The sequence below is a fragment of the Streptomyces sp. NPDC042364 genome (genome assembly GCF_056437585.1).
On the sequence record NZ_JBWKAJ010000001.1, the window covers coordinates 361,706 to 378,714 of the forward strand.

Below are 17,009 nucleotides of genomic sequence, written 5' to 3' on the forward strand. Positions count from 1 at the left end.
CGCCACCGCACAAGCGGTGGCGCCGGGCCTTCGGCCTTGACGGGAGGGGCGGCGTCACGCCTTGCGGAGGCGGAACGTCAGGGTCAGGGCCTCGTCCGTGAACGGGGCGCCGTAGGTGTCGTCGGCCTCGCCGGAGGCGAAGTCCGTCGCGAGGACCTCGTCGGCGATCAGACCGGCGTGCTCGGTGAGCGCGGCGGTCACCGCCTCGTCGGTCGCCGTCCAGCGCAGCGCGATGCGGTCGGCGACGTCGAGGCCGCTGTTCTTGCGGGCCTCCTGGATCAGACGGATCGCGTCACGGGCCAGGCCCGCACGGCGGAGCTCCTCCGTGATCTCCAGGTCCAGGGCCACCGTCGCACCGGAGTCGGAGGCGACCGACCAGCCCTCGCGCGGGGTCTCCGTGATGATCACCTCGTCCGGCGCCAGGCTGATCGTCTCGCCGTCGACCTCCACCGACGCCGTGCCCTCGCGGAGGGCGAGGGAGAGCGCCGCGGCGTCCGCGTTCGCGACGGCCTTGGCCACGTCCTGGACGCGCTTGCCGAAGCGCTTGCCCAGGGCGCGGAAGTTCGCCTTGGCGGTGGTGTCGACCAGGCTGCCGCCGACCTCGCTCAGGGAGGCGAGCGAGCTCACGTTCAGCTCTTCCGTGATCTGGGTGTGCAGCTCGGGGTCGAGGGCGTCGAAGCCGGTGGCGGCCACCAGGGCGCGGGACAGCGGCTGGCGGGTCTTGACGCCCGACTCGGCGCGGGTGGCGCGGCCCAGCTCCACGAGACGGCGTACGAGCACCATCTGCTTCGACAGTTCCGGGTCGATGGCGGTGAGGTCCGCCTCCGGCCAGGACGCCAGGTGCACGGACTCCGGTGCGCCCGGGGACACCGGCACGATCAGGTCCTGCCAGACCCGCTCGGTGATGAACGGGGTCAGCGGGGCCATCAGCTTGGTGACCGTCTCGACGACCTCGTGCAGGGTGCGCAGCGCGGCCTTGTCGCCCTGCCAGAAGCGGCGGCGGGAGCGGCGGACGTACCAGTTCGACAGGTCGTCCACGAACGCCGAGAGCAGCTTGCCGGCGCGCTGGGTGTCGTACGCCTCCAGGGACTGCGTCACCTGGTCGACCAGTGCGTGCAGCTCGCTCAGCAGCCAGCGGTCGAGGACGGGGCGGTCGGCGGGGGCCGGGTCCGCCTCGGACGGCGCCCAGTTCGACGTACGGGCGTACAGGGCCTGGAAGGCGACCGTGTTCCAGTACGTGAGGAGGGTCTTGCGCACGACCTCCTGGATCGTGCCGTGACCGACGCGGCGGGCCGCCCAGGGGGAGCCGCCGGCCGCCATGAACCAGCGGACCGCGTCGGCGCCGTGCTGGTCCATGAGCGGGATCGGCTGGAGGATGTTGCCGAGGTGCTTGGACATCTTGCGGCCGTCCTCGGCGAGGATGTGGCCGAGGCAGACGACGTTCTCGTACGACGACTTGTCGAAGACCAGGGTTCCGACCGCCATCAGCGTGTAGAACCAGCCGCGGGTCTGGTCGATGGCCTCGCTGATGAACTGGGCCGGGTAGCGGCTCTCGAAGAGCTCCTTGTTCTTGTACGGGTAGCCCCACTGCGCGAACGGCATCGAGCCCGAGTCGTACCAGGCGTCGATGACCTCCGGGACGCGGGTGGCGGTGCTGCCGCAGCCGTCCTCGGGGCAGGTGAAGGTGACCGCGTCGATGAACGGGCGGTGCGGGTCCAGCTGGGACTGGTCGGTGCCGGAGAGCCGGGTCAGCTCCGCGCGGGAGCCCACGCAGGTGAGGTGGCCCTCCTCGCAGCGCCAGATCGGCAGCGGGGTGCCCCAGTAGCGGTTGCGGGACAGCGCCCAGTCGATGTTGTTGTTCAGCCAGTCGCCGAACCGGCCGTGCTTGACCGTGTCGGGGAACCAGTTGGTCTTCTCGTTCTCCTGGAGGAGCCGGTCCTTGACGGCGGTGGTGCGGATGTACCAGGACGGCTGCGCGTAGTAGAGGAGCGCGGTGTGGCAGCGCCAGCAGTGCGGGTAGCTGTGCTCGTACGGGATGTGCTTGAACAGCAGGCCCCGGTCCTGGAGGTCCTGGGTGAGCTTTTCGTCCGCCTTCTTGAAGAAGACGCCGCCGACCAGGGGGACGTCCTCCTCGAACGTGCCGTCCGGGCGGACCGGGTTGATCACCGGCAGGCCGTACGCGCGGCAGACCTTGAGGTCGTCCTCACCGAAGGCGGGGGACTGGTGGACCAGACCCGTACCGTCCTCGGTGGTCACGTACTCGGCGTTCACCACGAAGTGGGCGGGCTCGGGGAACTCCACGAGCTCGAACGGACGTTGGTAGGTCCAGCGCTCCATCTCGGCGCCGGTGAAGGACTGGCCGGTGGTCTCCCAGCCCTCGCCGAGGGCCTTGGCGACGAGCGGCTCGGCGACGACGAGCTTCTGCGTACCGTCCGTGGCGACCACGTAGGTGACCTCGGGGTGGGCGGCGACCGCGGTGTTGGACACCAGCGTCCACGGCGTGGTGGTCCACACCAGGAGAGCGGCCTCGCCCGCGAGCGGACCGGAGGTGAGCGGGAAACGGACGTACACCGAGGGGTCGACGACCGTCTCGTAGCCCTGCGCCAGCTCGTGGTCCGACAGACCGGTGCCGCAGCGGGGGCACCAGGGGGCCACGCGGTGGTCCTGGACCAGCAGGCCCTTCTTGAAGATCTCCTTCAGCGACCACCAGACGGACTCGATGTACTCGGGTTCCATGGTCACGTACGCGTCGTCGAGGTCGACCCAGTAGCCCATGCGGGTCGTCAGGTCGGAGAACGCGTCGGTGTGGCGGAGCACGGACTCACGGCACCTGGCGTTGAACTCGGCGATGCCGTACGCCTCGATGTCCTTCTTGCCGTTGAAGCCGAGTTCCTTCTCGACCGCCAGCTCCACCGGCAGACCGTGGCAGTCCCAGCCCGCCTTGCGGGCCACGTGGTAGCCGCGCATGGTGCGGAAACGAGGGAAGACGTCCTTGAAGACGCGGGCCTCGATGTGGTGGGCGCCCGGCATGCCGTTGGCGGTGGGCGGGCCCTCGTAGAACACCCATTCGGGGCGACCCTCGGACTGCTCCAGGCTCTTGGCGAAGATCTTCTGCTCGCGCCAGAAGTCGAGCACCGCGTGCTCGAGCGCGGGCAGGTCGACCTGGGCGGGCACCTGGCGGTACGTCGGCTCTGTCATGAGCGAGCTTCCTCCAACGGACTTGCTGCCTTCCGTCGGAGGGACGAGAGCCTTCGTTCTTCGTACGCCGTGTGCGGCGCGCTCCCGCGGTACCACCCTCCTTGGCCCGTCTGTGCGTCGTACGCCTCGACGAGCCCCCTCATTGAGGTCGCGATGCCGGGTCTACTCGCCGCGCCCCGGGGGGTTCGGCTTTCTTCCGGCGGCTCCGGGGTGATCTTCACGTCGCGCTCGCCCCCGGGCTTCCACCGTCCCCGGGTCGCTCTTGGCTGCGTACGGCGCTACTCGTCCCCATCCACGCTTTTCGCTGCGCCCAGTGTACGGCGCCGGGCGGACAGCGGCCGACCGGTTTTGTGCGGTCCGTGGAGGTCCGGCCGGGGGCCTCCGGAGGGCTCGGCGGCCGGGTGGCGCGGTGACCTGCGGGGTGACCCGAATGGAGCGGCTCGGACGTCCGGATCCCGGGACCTGCGGCGGGGCGGAATACCCGGCGGGGAGCTGGGCACAACGCTTGCAGGCTCGCCGCGCGACGGTCGCGGGGCGTCCGGAATGCGTGGTCTGCCCCGTTGCCGCGGGACTCGGGTCGATTTATCGTCCCAGCACGATTCGCGTGCAAGATCACAGTATGTGAAGGGGCCGCGGCCATGGTGGCGAAGGACGTGAGCGGCAGGAAGCGGGTCCCCGCGACCCCGGGAGCGAAGGCGGCCACCAAGAGGACGAGCGCCCGGAAGGCGGACGCCGGCGGGACCGCCGCGGAGAAGGGAGCCGCGAAGACCGCCGCGGTGGGGTCGGGGGCCGGGGCCGGGAAGGCCGGTACGCCGGGTGCCGGTGCCGTGAGGGTGACCAGGAAGAAGGCGGTCGGCACGAAGAGCACCAGGAGCACGAAGGGTACGAAGGCCACCGGGAGCACGGGGGCCGGGGCCGAGGCCAGGACCAGCGCGGCCGGAACCGGCGCCGCGAAGAGGACCGCGGCGAGGGAGACCGCGGCGAAGGGGACCGCGGCGAAGGGGACCGGGGTGGAGGAGACCGCGGCGAAGAAGAACGCGGTCAGGAAGACCGCGGCCGCCGGGAAGGCCGCGGTGAAGGACACCGCCGCGGCCCGGAAGGCCGCGGTGAAGGAGAGTGCCGCCGTCGGGACGGTGGCCGGGAAGAGGACGGCCACGAAAGCGGTCGCCAAGAAGGCCGCCGCGAGAACGGTGGCCACGAAGAGCACATCCAAGAAGAGCACCGCTGCGAGCACCTCTGCGACAAGCAAGGGCAAGAAGGCGGGCGCGGCCGAGGCCGCCGAGACGACGGGAGCCACGACGGTGGTTGCGAAGAACACTCCTGGTACGGCTACGGCGGCGAAGAAGCCCACCGCCGTCCCCAAGGCACGGCCCGCCGCGGCGGACCCCGGCGAGCTGGCGGTACGGCCCGGTGAGGACCCCTGGAGCCCGGAGGAGGTCGCCGAGGCCCGCACGGAACTGCAGTCCGAGGCGGCGCGCCTGCGCGCGGAGCTGGACGCCTCCGAGAAGTCGCTCACGGGCCTGATGCGGGACTCGGGTGACGGCGCCGGCGACGACCAGGCCGACACCGGCGCCAAGAACATCACGCGTGAGCACGAGATGGCGCTGGCCCACAACGCGCGCGAGATGCTCGACCAGACCGAGCGCGCCCTGGAACGGCTGGCCACGGGCACGTACGGCCTCTGTGAGACCTGCGGCAACCCGATCGGCAAGGCGCGCATGCAGGCCTTCCCGAGGGCCACGCTGTGCGTCGAGTGCAAGCAGAAGCAGGAACGCCGGTTGTGATCCTCGCCTGAGCCCTGGTCCACGTGGGTCGTGTCGTACCTTTGTCCTCAGTCAGGAACCTAGGTTGAGGGACTCACGTGGCAGAGGCGGAGCGCATCATCGGTACGCCGGACATCCCAGAGGCGGCGGGCACGGACCCGGAGCAGACCGACGGCGGGAACGGCGCGGACGCGGCGCGGGCCGACGCGCCCGCCCGTCCGCGCGGCAAGCGCCGCATCGCCGTGCTGTTCGGGGTCTCCGCGCTGGCGTACGCGCTCGACCTGGTCAGCAAGATGATCGTGGTCGCCAGGCTGGAGCACCACGAGCCGATCGAGATCATCGGGGACTGGCTGAAGTTCGAGGCGATCCGCAACGCGGGCGCGGCCTTCGGCTTCGGCGAGGCCTTCACGATCATCTTCACGATGATCGCGGCGATCGTGATCGTGGTGATCGCCCGGCTCGCCCGCAAGCTCTACAGCCTGCCCTGGGCGATCGCGCTCGGACTGCTCCTCGGCGGCGCGCTGGGCAACCTCACCGACCGCATCTTCCGTTCCCCGGGCGTCTTCGAGGGCGCGGTCGTGGACTTCATCGCGCCCAAGGGCTTCGCCGTGTTCAATCTGGCGGACTCGGCGATCGTGTGCGGCGGCATCCTGATCGTGCTGCTGTCCTTCCGGGGGCTCGACCCGGACGGCACCGTCCACAAGGACTGAGCGCTCCGGCGCACGGTCGGGGCGGGCGGGGGTTTTCCACAGGCGCGGTCGGGCGTGTCGTGGCGGTCCGGCATACTCGACGGGTGAGCACGATTCCCGAGATCCGTACCCTGCCCGTGCCCGACGGCCTGGAGGGCGAGCGCGTCGACGCCGCCATCTCCCGCATGTTCGGCTTCTCCCGTACCAAGGCCGCGGAGCTCGCCGCCGCGGGGAAGGTCACGGTCGACGGGTCGGTGGTCGGCAAGTCGGAGCGGGTGCGCGGCGGGGCCTGGCTGGAGGTCGAGATGCCGCAGGCGCCCGCGCCGGTGCAGGTGGTGGCCGAGCCGGTCGAGGGCATGGAGATCGTGCACGACGACGATGACGTGGTCGTGATCGTCAAGCCTGTCGGTGTGGCCGCGCACCCCAGCCCCGGCTGGTCCGGGCCGACCGTCATCGGCGGGCTCGCCGCCGCCGGGTACCGCATCTCGACGTCCGGCGCCGCCGAGCGCCAGGGCATCGTCCACCGGCTCGACGTGGGCACGTCGGGCCTGATGGTGGTCGCCAAGTCCGAGTACGCGTACACGTTCCTGAAGCGCCAGTTCAAGGAGCGGACCGTCGACAAGCGGTACCACGCGCTGGTCCAGGGCCATCCCGACCCGACGAGCGGCACCATCGACGCCCCCATCGGGCGGCACCCGAACCATGACTACAAGTGGGCGGTCATCGCCGAGGGCAAGCCGTCGGTCACGCACTACGACCTGGTGGAGGCGTTCCGCGCCGCCTCCCTGCTCGACATCAAGCTGGAGACCGGGCGCACGCACCAGATCCGCGTCCACATGTCCGCCCACCGGCACCCGTGCGTGGGCGACCTGACGTACGGCGCCGACCCGACGCTCGCCAAGCGCCTCGGCCTCACCCGGCAGTGGCTGCACGCGGTCCGGCTCGGCTTCGAGCACCCCGGGGACGGGAGCTGGGTCGAGTTCGCCAGCGACTACCCGGCCGATCTGCAGAAGGCCCTCGACCAGGTACGGGAGGAGACCTACGCGTGAGCGGCGTCGACCCCCGCCCGGAGCCGCCGGCGTACGCCGTGCGCGTCGCCGACGACCCCGCAGACCGTGAGGCCTGCTTCGCGGTGCGCAAGGAGGTCTTCGTCGTCGAGCAGGGCGTGCCGGAGGACCTTGAGTACGACGCCTACGACGAGACGGCCGTGCATGTGCTCGCCGTGCGGGACGACGGGGTGCCACTGGGGGCCGGGCGGCTGCTCCACGGGGAGGCCGCCGCCGGCAAGACCGGCGGCGAGCCGGGCGTCGGATCCCTGGGACGGCTGGCGGTCGTACGGTCGGCTCGCGGGCTGGGCGTCGGCGTCGCGCTGGTGCGGGCCGTCGAGGAGGCGGCCCGCGCGCGGGGCCTGACCGCGGTGGATCTGGGCGCGCAGACGCACGCGCTGGAGTTCTACGAGCGGTTGGGGTACGAGGCGTACGGGCCGGAGTTCCCGGAGGCGGGGATACCTCACCGGGCGATGCGGCGGTCGCTGTAGGGGACGGTGTGGGACGGGAGGGGCGTGGCACTCTGAGGGCTGTTGAGGCAATCGTCTAGACCTCGTCGGGGTGCTCGAGCGTGGATCAGTTGGCCCTGTTGTTCGTCCTGTTGCTGGGGGCCGTACTGAGCGTGCCGGTGGGGGAGCGGCTGGGGCTGCCGGCGCCGGTGCTGATGACGCTGCTCGGCATCTCCCTCGCCCTGCCGGGCTTCGTGCCCAACATCGACGTCCCGCCGGAGTTCATCCTGCCGCTGCTGCTGCCGCCGTTGCTGTACGCGGCGGTGCGGCGGACCTCCTGGCGGCAGTTCGCGGCCAACCGGCGGCCGATCTTCCTGCTGGCCGTGGCCCTGGTGTTCGTGACCACCGCCGCGGTGGCCGCCGTGGCCAGCGCGGTCGTGCCCGGACTGCCCCTCGCCGCCGCTGTGGCGCTGGGCGCCCTCGTCGCACCGCCCGACCCGGTGGCGGCGACGGCCGTGGCCGGCCAACTCGGGCTCCCACGGCGGCTGGTGTCGATCCTGGAGGGCGAGGGGCTCTTCAACGACGTGACCGCCATCGTGCTCTACCACGTGGCGATCGCTGCCGCCGTCAGCGGCTCCTTCTCCCTGCCCCGCGCCGCGCTGCAACTCGTGCTCTCCGGTGTCGTGGCCGTCGCCGTGGGACTCGCGCTCGGCTGGGCGGCCAACAAGCTGATGGACTTCCTCGACGACGCCACCCTGCAGATCGGGCTGACCCTCCTCGTGCCGTACGCGTCGTACGTGATGGCCGAGGAACTGCACGGGTCCGGGGTGCTCGCCGTGCTCACCACCGCGCTGTTCCTCGCGGAGTACGCGCTCGGCGCGGACGACGTCATGACACGGCTCGCCGGGCACACCGTCTGGGACGTCGTGGACACCCTGGTCACCGGGGTGGCGTTCGGGCTGATCGGGCTGGAGCTGCACAACGCGATCAGGACGGCGTCCGGGCGGTGGGCCGACATGCTCGGCTGGGCGGCGGCGGTCGTGGCCGTCGTCGTCCTCGTACGGCTGGTGTGGCTGCTGCCGGCCACGTGGCTCGCCCGGCGGCTGCACGCGCGGCGCGACTACGACGAGGAGATCCCGATGTCGTGGCGCGAGACCGTGGTGATGTGGTGGTCGGGGATGCGGGGGGTGGCGTCCGTGGCGTTGGCGCTGGCGATTCCGCTCGAGACGTCGGACGGGGGGCCTTTTCCCGACCGGGACGAGATCGTGTTCATCGCGTTCGGCGTGATCATCGCGACGTTGGTGCTGCAGGGGCTGACGCTGCCCTGGCTGGTACGGAGGTTGGGGGTGCGGGCGGACGAAGGGGCCGGGAAGGCGTTCGAGAAGGCGCTGGCCGTGCGGGCCGCGAAGGCGGCGAAGCGGCGGCTGAAGGAGATCGAGGACGAGGAGGAGCTGCCGGAGGAGATGGCCGAGCGGCTGTTGCGGCGGGCCTTCGAGATCGGGGTGCGGATCAGCCCCGAACTGGGGGAGGAGGAACGGCGCGAAGGACATGAGCAGCGGGTGCGGCGGCTGCGGAGGATGCGGCGGATCCAGGGGGAGATGCTGAGCGCGGCACGGCACGAGGTACTGGCGGCACGGAGTGAGCCTGGGGCGGACCCCGAGGTGGTGGACCGGGTGCTCCGGCATCTGGACGTGCGCAGCCTGCGCTGACCGTGGCGGGAGCCCGCCCGGGCACCGTCCGTTGCTCCTCGGCGGGGAAGTGCGGGCCCCTGCGCGGGATGAGCGCCGCCGGCGGCTGCCGGTTCGTGGCCCGCGTGTGAGAAGTGCGTGCCGTGTGTGCCGGGACCCGCGTGGACGGGGGGCGACTTTCCTGGAGTCGGGGCATGGCACGCAATGTGGTGATCAGTGGTGGCGGTACGGGGATCGGGCGCGCGGCGGGGCCACCGAGGGCGGTGGCCGAAGTCGTGCCATCCGCGACGGCGGGTGCCCGCGCTCTCGGCGCCGGCACCCGCCGTCATGGCTTCCCGTGAGGCCCCGGGGCCGTCACCTGCCTGCTCACCTCCCTGCCGACCGCGGTGGTTCGTGGACGCGGCTTCGGGTGGGGCGGGGGAGGAAGGCGTCGGGCCGGGGGTGGGTCGGCGGCAGGACCGCGTCGGCCGTGTTGACCCTCGGGAGGGCGTACGGGTGGGATTCCGTCAGCCAGCGGATCAGCTGCTCTCGGACCGCGACGCGGACCGTCCACAGGTCGTCCGGGTCCTTGGCGGTGACCAGGGCGCGGACCTCCATGGTGGACGGGGTCGAGTCGGTGACGGTCAGGTCGTAGTGGCGGCCGTCCCACGCGGGGCACTCCCGCAGGATGTCGCGGAGCTTGTCCCGCATCGCGGGCAGCGGAGCGGCGTGGTCGACGTGCAGGAAGACCGTGCCGGTCATCTGGGCGCCGCCGCGCGACCAGTTCTCGAAGGGCTTCGAGGTGAAGTACGACACGGGCATCGTGATCCGGCGTTCGTCCCAGGTCCGCACGGTCAGGAACGTGAGGGTGATCTCGTCGACCGTGCCCCACTCGCCCTCCACGACGACCACGTCACCGAGGCGGACCATGTCGCCGAAGGCGATCTGGAGCCCCGCGAAGAGGTTGCTCAGCGTGGACTGCGCGGCGATACCGGCGACGATGCCCAGGAGGCCGGCCGAGGCCAGCAGGGAGGCGCCCGCGGCCCGCATCGCAGGGAAGGTCAGCAGCATGGCGGCCACGGCGACCACACCGACGATCGCGGAGACCACCCGCATGATGAGGCTCACCTGCGTCCGCACCCGGCGTACCCGGGCCGGGTCGCGGTGGGCGCGGGCGTACCTGCTGTACGAGGTCTCCACCACGGCCGCCGCGATGCGGATCACCAGCCAGGCCGTCGCCCCGATCAGTACCAGGGTCAGGGCCCGGCCGATAGCGGTCCGGTGCTGCTCCAGCAGCTGAGCCTCGTCGTACGACGCTCTCAGGAAGGCCGCGCACAGGACCAGCTGGTAGGGGATGCGACCGCGACGCAGCAGGCCCCACAGAGGTGTCTCGTGGTGCCGCTGGTCGGCCTTGCGCAGCAGTAGGTCGGTGGTCCAGCCGATGACGAGCGTCAGGACGACCGAACCACCGACGACGATCAGTGGGCGGAGTAGGTTCTCCATGCCTTCGAACGTAACCGCCGTCGCGGGGTGATGAACATGTGACTTCGGCCGCGCCGTGGGTACGGGCCCCTCGCCCGCCCCCGGGCCGACGCCGGTCACCGTCGTTCGCGGCTGGCACCATGGCCTCATGAACATCATGCTCTTCCACTCGACCTACGGCCTCAGACCGGCGGTCCACCGGGCCGCGGACCGGCTGCGGGCGGCCGGACACGAGGTGTGGACCCCCGACCTGTTCGACGGGCGGACGTTCGACACGGTCGAGGAGGGCATGGCCTTCAACGAGGAGCTGGGCAAGGAGGAGCTGCTCAAGCGGGCGGTCCTGGCCGCCGCGCCCTACTCGGAGCGAGGGCTCGTCTACGCCGGGTTCTCCCTCGGTGCCGCCGCCGCGCAGACCCTGGCGCTGGGCGACGCCAAGGCCCGTGGGCTGCTGCTTCTGCACGGCACGTCGGACATCGCGGCCACCGCGTCCGTGGACGGCCTGCCCGTGCAGCTCCATGTGGCCGAGCCCGACGCGTTCGAGACGGACGACTGGCTGAGCGCCTGGTACCTCCAGATGCGCAAGGCCGGCGCCGACGTGGAGATCTACCGGTACGCCGGCGCGGGCCACCTCTACACCGACTCCGACCTGCCCGACTACGACGAGGAGGCCGCCGAGGCCACCTGGCGGGTGGCGCTCGGCTTCCTCGAGACCCTCTGACGGCCGGAGCGGGGCCTGCGCGGGTAAGGGCGGACTACACCGGGTCGTAGGTGCGCTCCACCTTCTGCGTCCCGCTCCGCGTCCGGTACGAGCGCGCCCACGACGACCTCGCGTCGGGCTTCGTCCGGTCGGACAGGACGTAGAAGTCCATCTGCGCCCGCGCGGCGGTGATGTCGAGGACGCCGTACCCGTGCCGGTCGGTGTCGACCCAGTGGACGTGCCGGTTGGCGGCGCGGATCAGCGGGGAGGCCACCGCGGAGACCGTGCCCTCGGGGACCTTGACGAGGTCGTCGAGGTTGTCCGAGGTCACCGAGGTGACGACGAACTCCGTGGCGGCGGACGCCGACAGCGGGTAGGTACCGGCGTTGACCGGCACGTCGTTGGCCCAGGCCATGTGGATGTCGCCGGTCAGGAAGACCGTGTTGCGGATGGCGTTCTCCCGCAGATGGGCGAGGAGTTCGCGGCGGTCGTCGGTGTAGCCGTCCCACTGGTCGGGGTTGAGGGCGAGGCCCTCCTTCGGGAGGCCGAGCAGTTCGGTCAGCGGTTCGATCAGGTCGGCGGTGAGGTTGCCGAGGGCGAACGGCGCGATCATCACCGCGTTGCCGACCAGCCGCCAGGTCGTGTCGGAGGACTTGAGGCCCGCCTTCAGCCAGTCGAGCTGGGCCCGGCCCGTCAGCGTACGGTCCGGGTCGTCGACCTCGCCGTTGCCGACGCCCACCTGCTGGGAGCGGTAGGAGCGCAGGTCGAGCAGCGAGAGATCGGCGAGCCTGCCGAAGCGCAGCCGCCGGTACGTGGTGCCCGCGATCGCCGGGCGCACCGGCATCCACTCGAAGTACGCCTGCTTGGCGGCCGACTGACGGGCCGCCCAGGCGCCTTCCGTGCCCTCGGTGTGGTTCTCGGCGCCGCCCGACCAGGCGTCGTTGGCGATCTCGTGGTCGTCCCAGATCGCGATGACCGGGGCGACCGCGTGCAGGGCCTGGAGGTCGGGGTCCGTCTTGTAACGGGCGTGCCGCACGCGGTAGTCGGCGAGGGAGACGATCTCGTGGGCCGGCGCGTGCGGTCGTACGACCTTGCCGCGGGTGGCGTACTCGCCGGTGCCGTACTCGTAGATGTAGTCGCCCAGGTGGATCCAGGCGTCCAGGTCGCCGCGCGCGGCCAGGTGGCGGTAGGCGGCGAAGTGGCCGCCCTCCCAGTTGGCGCAGGAGACCACGCCGAAGCGCAGCCCTGCCGGGGCGGCGTCGGCGGCGGGGGCCGTGCGGGTGCGGGCGGCCGGTGAGTCGGTGCCGCCGGCCGAGAAGCGGAACCAGTAGTCGGTGGCGGGGGAGAGGCCGCGGACGTCCGCCTTCACGGTGTGGTCGGAGGCGGCCGTCGCCGTGACCGAGCCCTTGGCCACGATGGTGGTGAACGCCTTGTCCAGGGCCACGGTCCAGCCGACCTCGACGTCCGGGCCCAGTCCGGAGCCGGGTATCGCCTCCGGGGTGGGCGTCACACGGGTCCACAGCAGGACGCCGTCGGGCAGCGGATCGCCGGAGGCGACACCGTGCAGGAACGCGGGGGCGTCGGCGGCGCTCGCGGGGAACGCGGCGGCCAGCGGGGCCGCGAGGACCGCGCCCGCGGCGGCCGCCTTGACGACCGTACGGCGGCGCGGTGCGGGGGACGAGAGGCCCGGCCGAGCGGGCGACATGCCTCTGGGGTCCGCGGGGACACCGGAGTTGGGGTGAGATCTGCGACTGGTCACGGCGGATGAGATTACTGATCAGTAGCGGTTTGGGTAAGGCGTATGACGTGAAATCCGCTCAATGTTCAGATCACGGTGCCCTGTTGGCCGATCAGGCGGGTCTTGTCGCTCGTGTCGGTGGGCGAGGGCGCCGGTGGTCGGGCCGCAGGGTGTCACCCCCCGTCGGCGTACCTCCGCGCCAGGGCGATGAGGGCGGCGCGGTCGCCGCAGCCCGTGCGGTGGCGAAGGCTCGCCAGGTGCTTCTCGACGGTGCGCGGCGAGAGGAAGAGATGCTCGGCCATCTCCTGGTTGCCGAAGCGCCGGCCGAGCAGCCGGAGCACCTCGTACTCCCGGGCGGTCACCCCCGTGCGCCGCAGTTCCGCCGGGATGGCGTCGTGGCCCTGGCGGCGCCGCGGCACGGCGGAACCCGCGTCGCGCAGCAGGGCCCGGCACGCCGCCGACACCCGGGTGGTGCCCCGGTCGTGGAAGAACTGCTCGGCGGAGCGCAGCCATTCGACGGGGCGGCCCCAGCCGTCCGCGAGGGCCGCCCCCGCCCCCAGGCGCAGACACAGATGGGCCGCGAGAGGGATGCTGTCGGTCCCCACCAGGGCCTCCTCCGCGGACTTCGCGGCCTCGGCGGACCGCCCCTCACGGCCCAGCAGCACGGCCCGGGACCAGCCGGCGAAGGGGCGGTCCCAGTGGGCCTGGGCGAGCCGGTCCGCGCCGGGGCCGTCCAGTTCCGCCCAGCCGACCGTGCCCCGCAGGGTGCGCAGCAGCAGATAGGGCCCCAGGAAGCCGCTGACGCCGCGCGTGCTGGGCAGGGCGCGCATCACATGGTCCGCCTCGGTGAACTCCGCCAGGGCCCGGTCGTGTTCCTCCCGCATCAGGGAGCAGATGCCCTGCGCCCAGCCCCAGACGGAGGTGTCGTAGCCCCAGACCGCCCCCGCGCTCCGTCCGGCCAGCGCGTCCCGCAGGGCGTCCAGGCTGGTCCGCAGGCGCTCGCGTTCCCCGAGAGCGGCGGCCATGATGCCGTCCACACCGACTCCGATCAGCTCCACCTCGCGCAGCCTGAGCCGCCGGGCCGTCTCCCGTAGCCGCCGGGCGGACTCCACCGCCCGGTCCTGCTCGTCGCGGAGCACATGGGCGAGGGTCAGATGCATGTCGGCCCAGGCCGTCATCAGGGTCGCGCCGGTCTCCTCGGCGGCCCTCCGCGCGGCCGTCAGACGGTCCGTGCCGGTGAACCGGAGCCGGTCGAGCACACCCAGCTCCAGCAGACCGCGGATGCGCCACACCGGCAGGGCGTTGGCCTCGGCCGTCGCCACCAGGCGGGCGAACGTCTCCTCCGCCTCGGCGAGGCTCCGGGGCCGCAGGCAGTAGCCGAGCATGTTCAGCGCCTTGCAGCTCACCTCCGGCAGTCCGACCGCCTCGGCGGTGGCAACGGCACCCTCGGCCAGGGCCCGGGCGGTCTCCAGCCGGTCCGGGCGCCGGGAGTTGAGGACCAGGTGCGCGGCGACCGCGTCCAGGGAGGCCCGCGACCCGGGGTCGGGGTCGTCGCCGAGCAGTTCTCCCGCCCGCCGCACGGTGGCCAGGCCCTCCTCCCACTGCTGTGCCGTGGCCGCGGCCCGGGCCCGGGTCACCAGGCCCGCCACCCGCCGGGTGGACGGCGCGCCCGACGCGGTCAGTACGTCGTCCAGCCGGTCCGCGAGCTCCGGTACGCGCCGGACGTCACCGGTGAGGACCAGGGCGCGGAGCAGTTCCTCCAGGAGTCCGGCCACGGCCTCGGGCGGGGTGTCCGGGGCGCCCGAGGTCAACTCCAGTCCGCGGTCCAGGAGTTCCACCGCCGTCAGCAGCGCGCCGCGTGCGACGGCCTGCCGGCCGGCCCGGGTGAGCAGCACGGCGGCCCGCGCCCGCCGACCACCGGCCACGCACAACTCGGCGGCCAGACGGTCGAGATCGTCGCCGGACTCCCCGCCGATGAGCCCGCCGGGCTCGTGGAGCCCGGCGCCACCGGCCGGGTACGCCGCTCGGGTCCCGCCGGGACCCTCACCCCCGGCCGCGCCCGTCGCCGGGACAGCGGCGCCGTCCTGCGGTGGGGTTCCGCCGGGACTGCCGCCCCCGGCCGCGCCTGCCGTCGGGACAGCGGTTGGTTCCGGTCCCGCACCGCCGGAGGACCACGACCCGGCGGTGCGCCCGTCCCGGGTGTCCTCGTCTCGCGTGTCATCGTCCCGCGAGTCCTCGGCCGCTGCCTGCGCCGGTCCCGGCCGCCGCACGGACTCGATCGCGTCGGCCGCGGCGAGGCACAGCACGGCACGTTCGGTGGGCAGCAGGCGGTGGGCGATGGCGTCGGCGGTCAGGGCGTGACGGAAGGAGTGCCAGCCGGGCTCTTCCGAGGGGGAGCCGCCGGAGACCAGGTCGGCGTGGGCCGCGTGGCGGAGGTGGGTGAGGGCCGTGGCGCGGTCGAGGCCGGCGACGCGGGCCGCGATGTCCACCGGGAACCGTCGGCCCAGGACGGCCGCCGCCTCCAGGAGGGCCACGCCGGGTGCGGCCAGCCGGTCCACCCGTTGCAGCACGGCGGCGGCGACGGTCGCGGGGACCCCGGCGTCGAGGGAACCGGTCACCGTCCAGCCGGAGTCGCCGTCCCGGACGAGGCTGCCGCCGTCGACCATGGCGCGCAGCAGTTCCTCCACCACGAACGGGACGCCCTCGGAGACGGCGTGCAGCCGTTCCAGTACGGCCGGAGGCACCTCGTCCGCGTCGCCGTGGCCCAGACAGCGGGCGGCCAGCTCGGCTGTGCCGGCGGGCCCGAGACGGGTGAGGCGCAGCGAGCGGGCGGTACGGCGGGACGCGGCGGCCTCGGCCAGGTCGAGGGCGGGACCGGGTTCGCCGCGCAGCGTGGCCAGCAGCACCGCCCGATGGCCGGTCAGGTTGTCGGCCAGATAGTCGACGACGGCGAGGGTGTCGGCGTCCGCGTCGTGCAGGTCCTCCAGCACCAGCACGCAGCCGCCGTCACGGCCCAGCACGGCCAGGAGCCGTAGCACCGCCTCGGCGTACCCGACGAGGGGCGCCCCGTCCTGCGGGGCCGGCCCGCACAGCCGGGACAGCAGTGGTTCGTACAGGCCGAGGTCACCGCCCGACGGCGCCCCCTCCCCGCGCAGTCCGGAGAACACGGCCTCCGCGAGCGGGCGCAGCGGCACGGCGCGCCCGGCCGACGCGGCACGCCCGCGCAGCACGCGTGCTCCGGCGCGCGCAGCGGCGGACGCGGTCTCCTCGACGAGCCGGGACTTGCCGATGCCGGGCTCGCCCAGCACGAACACCGCCGAACCCCGCCCCTCGCGGGCCGCCCGTGCGGCGGCGGCCAGCAGGTCCCGCTCCGCCTCCCTGCCGACCAGCGCGGGTGCCGACAGTGATGAGAACGACGACACCTCAAGGCTCCCTGCGCCGCGTCGAATACGCCTTCGAGGCGTACAGGTTAGTACCCGCCTTCACAGGGGCCGCACGACTATATGGGGGATCTTCCCCGATGGCCGGGGGCCCGGCGCCGGGGCACGCTTCCTTCCGGCAGGGCAGGGGGACAGGGCATGGCCTGGGGGGACATGCCCTGCCTGCCACTCTTCTCGTTCGGCTGGGAGGTCGTCATGCAGGGTGCCCGGATATGGGCCGTCGCCGGAGTGCTGGGCGTGGTCCTGTGCGGGTGTTCGTCACCCACCGGGTCCACCGGGAAGGGCAGCGGCGGCGGATCGTCGTCGGGCGGGGCCGCTGCCGGAACGCCCGAGGTGCCGTTGAGCACCCAGGATCTGGAGCGGGTCTGCAGCGACGGGCTGGGCTTCAAGGGGATGCCGGCCTACGACCGTGCGAAGAAGTCAGTGCACCCGGCGCAGCTCATGGAGAGCGACGGCGACGGCTGGACGAGCAGTGTGCCCTCCGACGGGGACTTCCCCAAGGGCTGGTTCCTCGACTACACGGACAAGCCGGAGAAGGCCGAGCTGGTCGTCTGCGTGGAGCGCACCAAGGCCACCGCGACCGGCAAGGTGTGCGACATGGAGGCCGACGGCAAGCCGCTGAAGATCAAGACGTACAACACCGCGTACCGGCTGCGGGTGGTCGAGGCGCGCACCGGCAAGGAGCAGTTCGCGCACACGGGCAAGGCCGAGTCGGACGAGTGCCCGTACTACATCCTCACCTCCAAGGGCGAGGACGCGGACAAGTACTACAACGAGGTGCGTCCCGAGGACTACCGCAAGCACGTCAAGCCGTACATCGCGCCGTAGCCGGGCCGGCGA

The 17,009-nt window shown here is 72.5% G+C and carries 11 protein-coding genes; 7 read left to right on the forward strand and 4 right to left on the reverse strand.

Going from position 1 to position 17,009, the window contains the following annotated elements; all coding sequences use genetic code 11:
* Positions 1-54: 54 nt before the first annotated feature.
* On the reverse strand, positions 55-3,198 hold the full coding sequence (gene ileS / locus AC067N_RS01525) for an isoleucine--tRNA ligase (protein ID WP_478676839.1): 3,144 nt from the start codon (positions 3,196-3,198) through the stop codon (positions 55-57).
* Between the two features lie 638 nt (positions 3,199-3,836).
* On the opposite strand from ileS, the gene AC067N_RS01530 reads away from it, so the two are divergent.
* From AC067N_RS01530 to AC067N_RS01550, 5 genes are all read left to right on the forward strand, one after another.
* The gene (locus AC067N_RS01530; protein ID WP_478676840.1) at positions 3,837-4,982 is read left to right on the forward strand and encodes a TraR/DksA family transcriptional regulator; all 1,146 of its coding nucleotides are present in this window, start codon (positions 3,837-3,839) and stop codon (positions 4,980-4,982) included.
* A 77-nt stretch (positions 4,983-5,059) separates the two neighbouring features.
* Complete coding sequence (gene lspA, locus AC067N_RS01535) at positions 5,060-5,671, forward strand: signal peptidase II (protein WP_478676841.1); 612 nt, start codon at positions 5,060-5,062, stop codon at positions 5,669-5,671.
* Positions 5,672-5,754: 83 nt separating this feature from the next.
* On the forward strand, positions 5,755-6,699 hold the full coding sequence (locus tag AC067N_RS01540) for an RluA family pseudouridine synthase (RefSeq protein WP_478676842.1): 945 nt from the start codon (positions 5,755-5,757) through the stop codon (positions 6,697-6,699).
* Complete coding sequence (locus AC067N_RS01545) at positions 6,696-7,187, forward strand: GNAT family N-acetyltransferase (protein WP_478676843.1); 492 nt, start codon at positions 6,696-6,698, stop codon at positions 7,185-7,187. The genes AC067N_RS01540 and AC067N_RS01545 overlap by 4 nt, the downstream gene beginning before the upstream one ends.
* A gap of 80 nt (positions 7,188-7,267) precedes the next feature.
* Positions 7,268-8,854, forward strand: a complete 1,587-nt coding sequence (locus AC067N_RS01550; protein WP_478676844.1) for a Na+/H+ antiporter — start codon at positions 7,268-7,270, stop codon at positions 8,852-8,854.
* Between the two features lie 345 nt (positions 8,855-9,199).
* Here the strand turns inward: AC067N_RS01550 and AC067N_RS01555 are convergent, their stop codons facing one another.
* Entirely contained in the window at positions 9,200-10,315 is a 1,116-nt protein-coding gene (locus AC067N_RS01555) for a mechanosensitive ion channel family protein (protein WP_478676845.1), read from the reverse strand.
* Positions 10,316-10,442: 127 nt separating this feature from the next.
* Between AC067N_RS01555 and AC067N_RS01560 the strand changes: the two genes are divergently transcribed.
* Positions 10,443-11,012, forward strand: coding sequence for a dienelactone hydrolase family protein (locus AC067N_RS01560; protein WP_478676846.1), 570 nt, complete (start codon positions 10,443-10,445; stop codon positions 11,010-11,012).
* A 34-nt stretch (positions 11,013-11,046) separates the two neighbouring features.
* Here the strand turns inward: AC067N_RS01560 and AC067N_RS01565 are convergent, their stop codons facing one another.
* Positions 11,047-12,696 (reverse strand): alkaline phosphatase D family protein, encoded by a 1,650-nt coding sequence (locus tag AC067N_RS01565; protein WP_478676847.1) that lies wholly within the window; start codon positions 12,694-12,696, stop codon positions 11,047-11,049.
* 206 nt (positions 12,697-12,902) lie between these two features.
* Entirely contained in the window at positions 12,903-16,151 is a 3,249-nt protein-coding gene (locus tag AC067N_RS01570) for a helix-turn-helix transcriptional regulator (protein ID WP_478676848.1), read from the reverse strand.
* 156 nt (positions 16,152-16,307) lie between these two features.
* Between AC067N_RS01570 and AC067N_RS01575 the strand changes: the two genes are divergently transcribed.
* Positions 16,308-16,997 carry a hypothetical protein gene (locus AC067N_RS01575; RefSeq protein ID WP_478676849.1) on the forward strand — a complete coding sequence of 230 codons (690 nt, stop codon included), beginning with the start codon at positions 16,308-16,310 and terminating at the stop codon, positions 16,995-16,997.
* Positions 16,998-17,009: the final 12 nt, after the last annotated feature.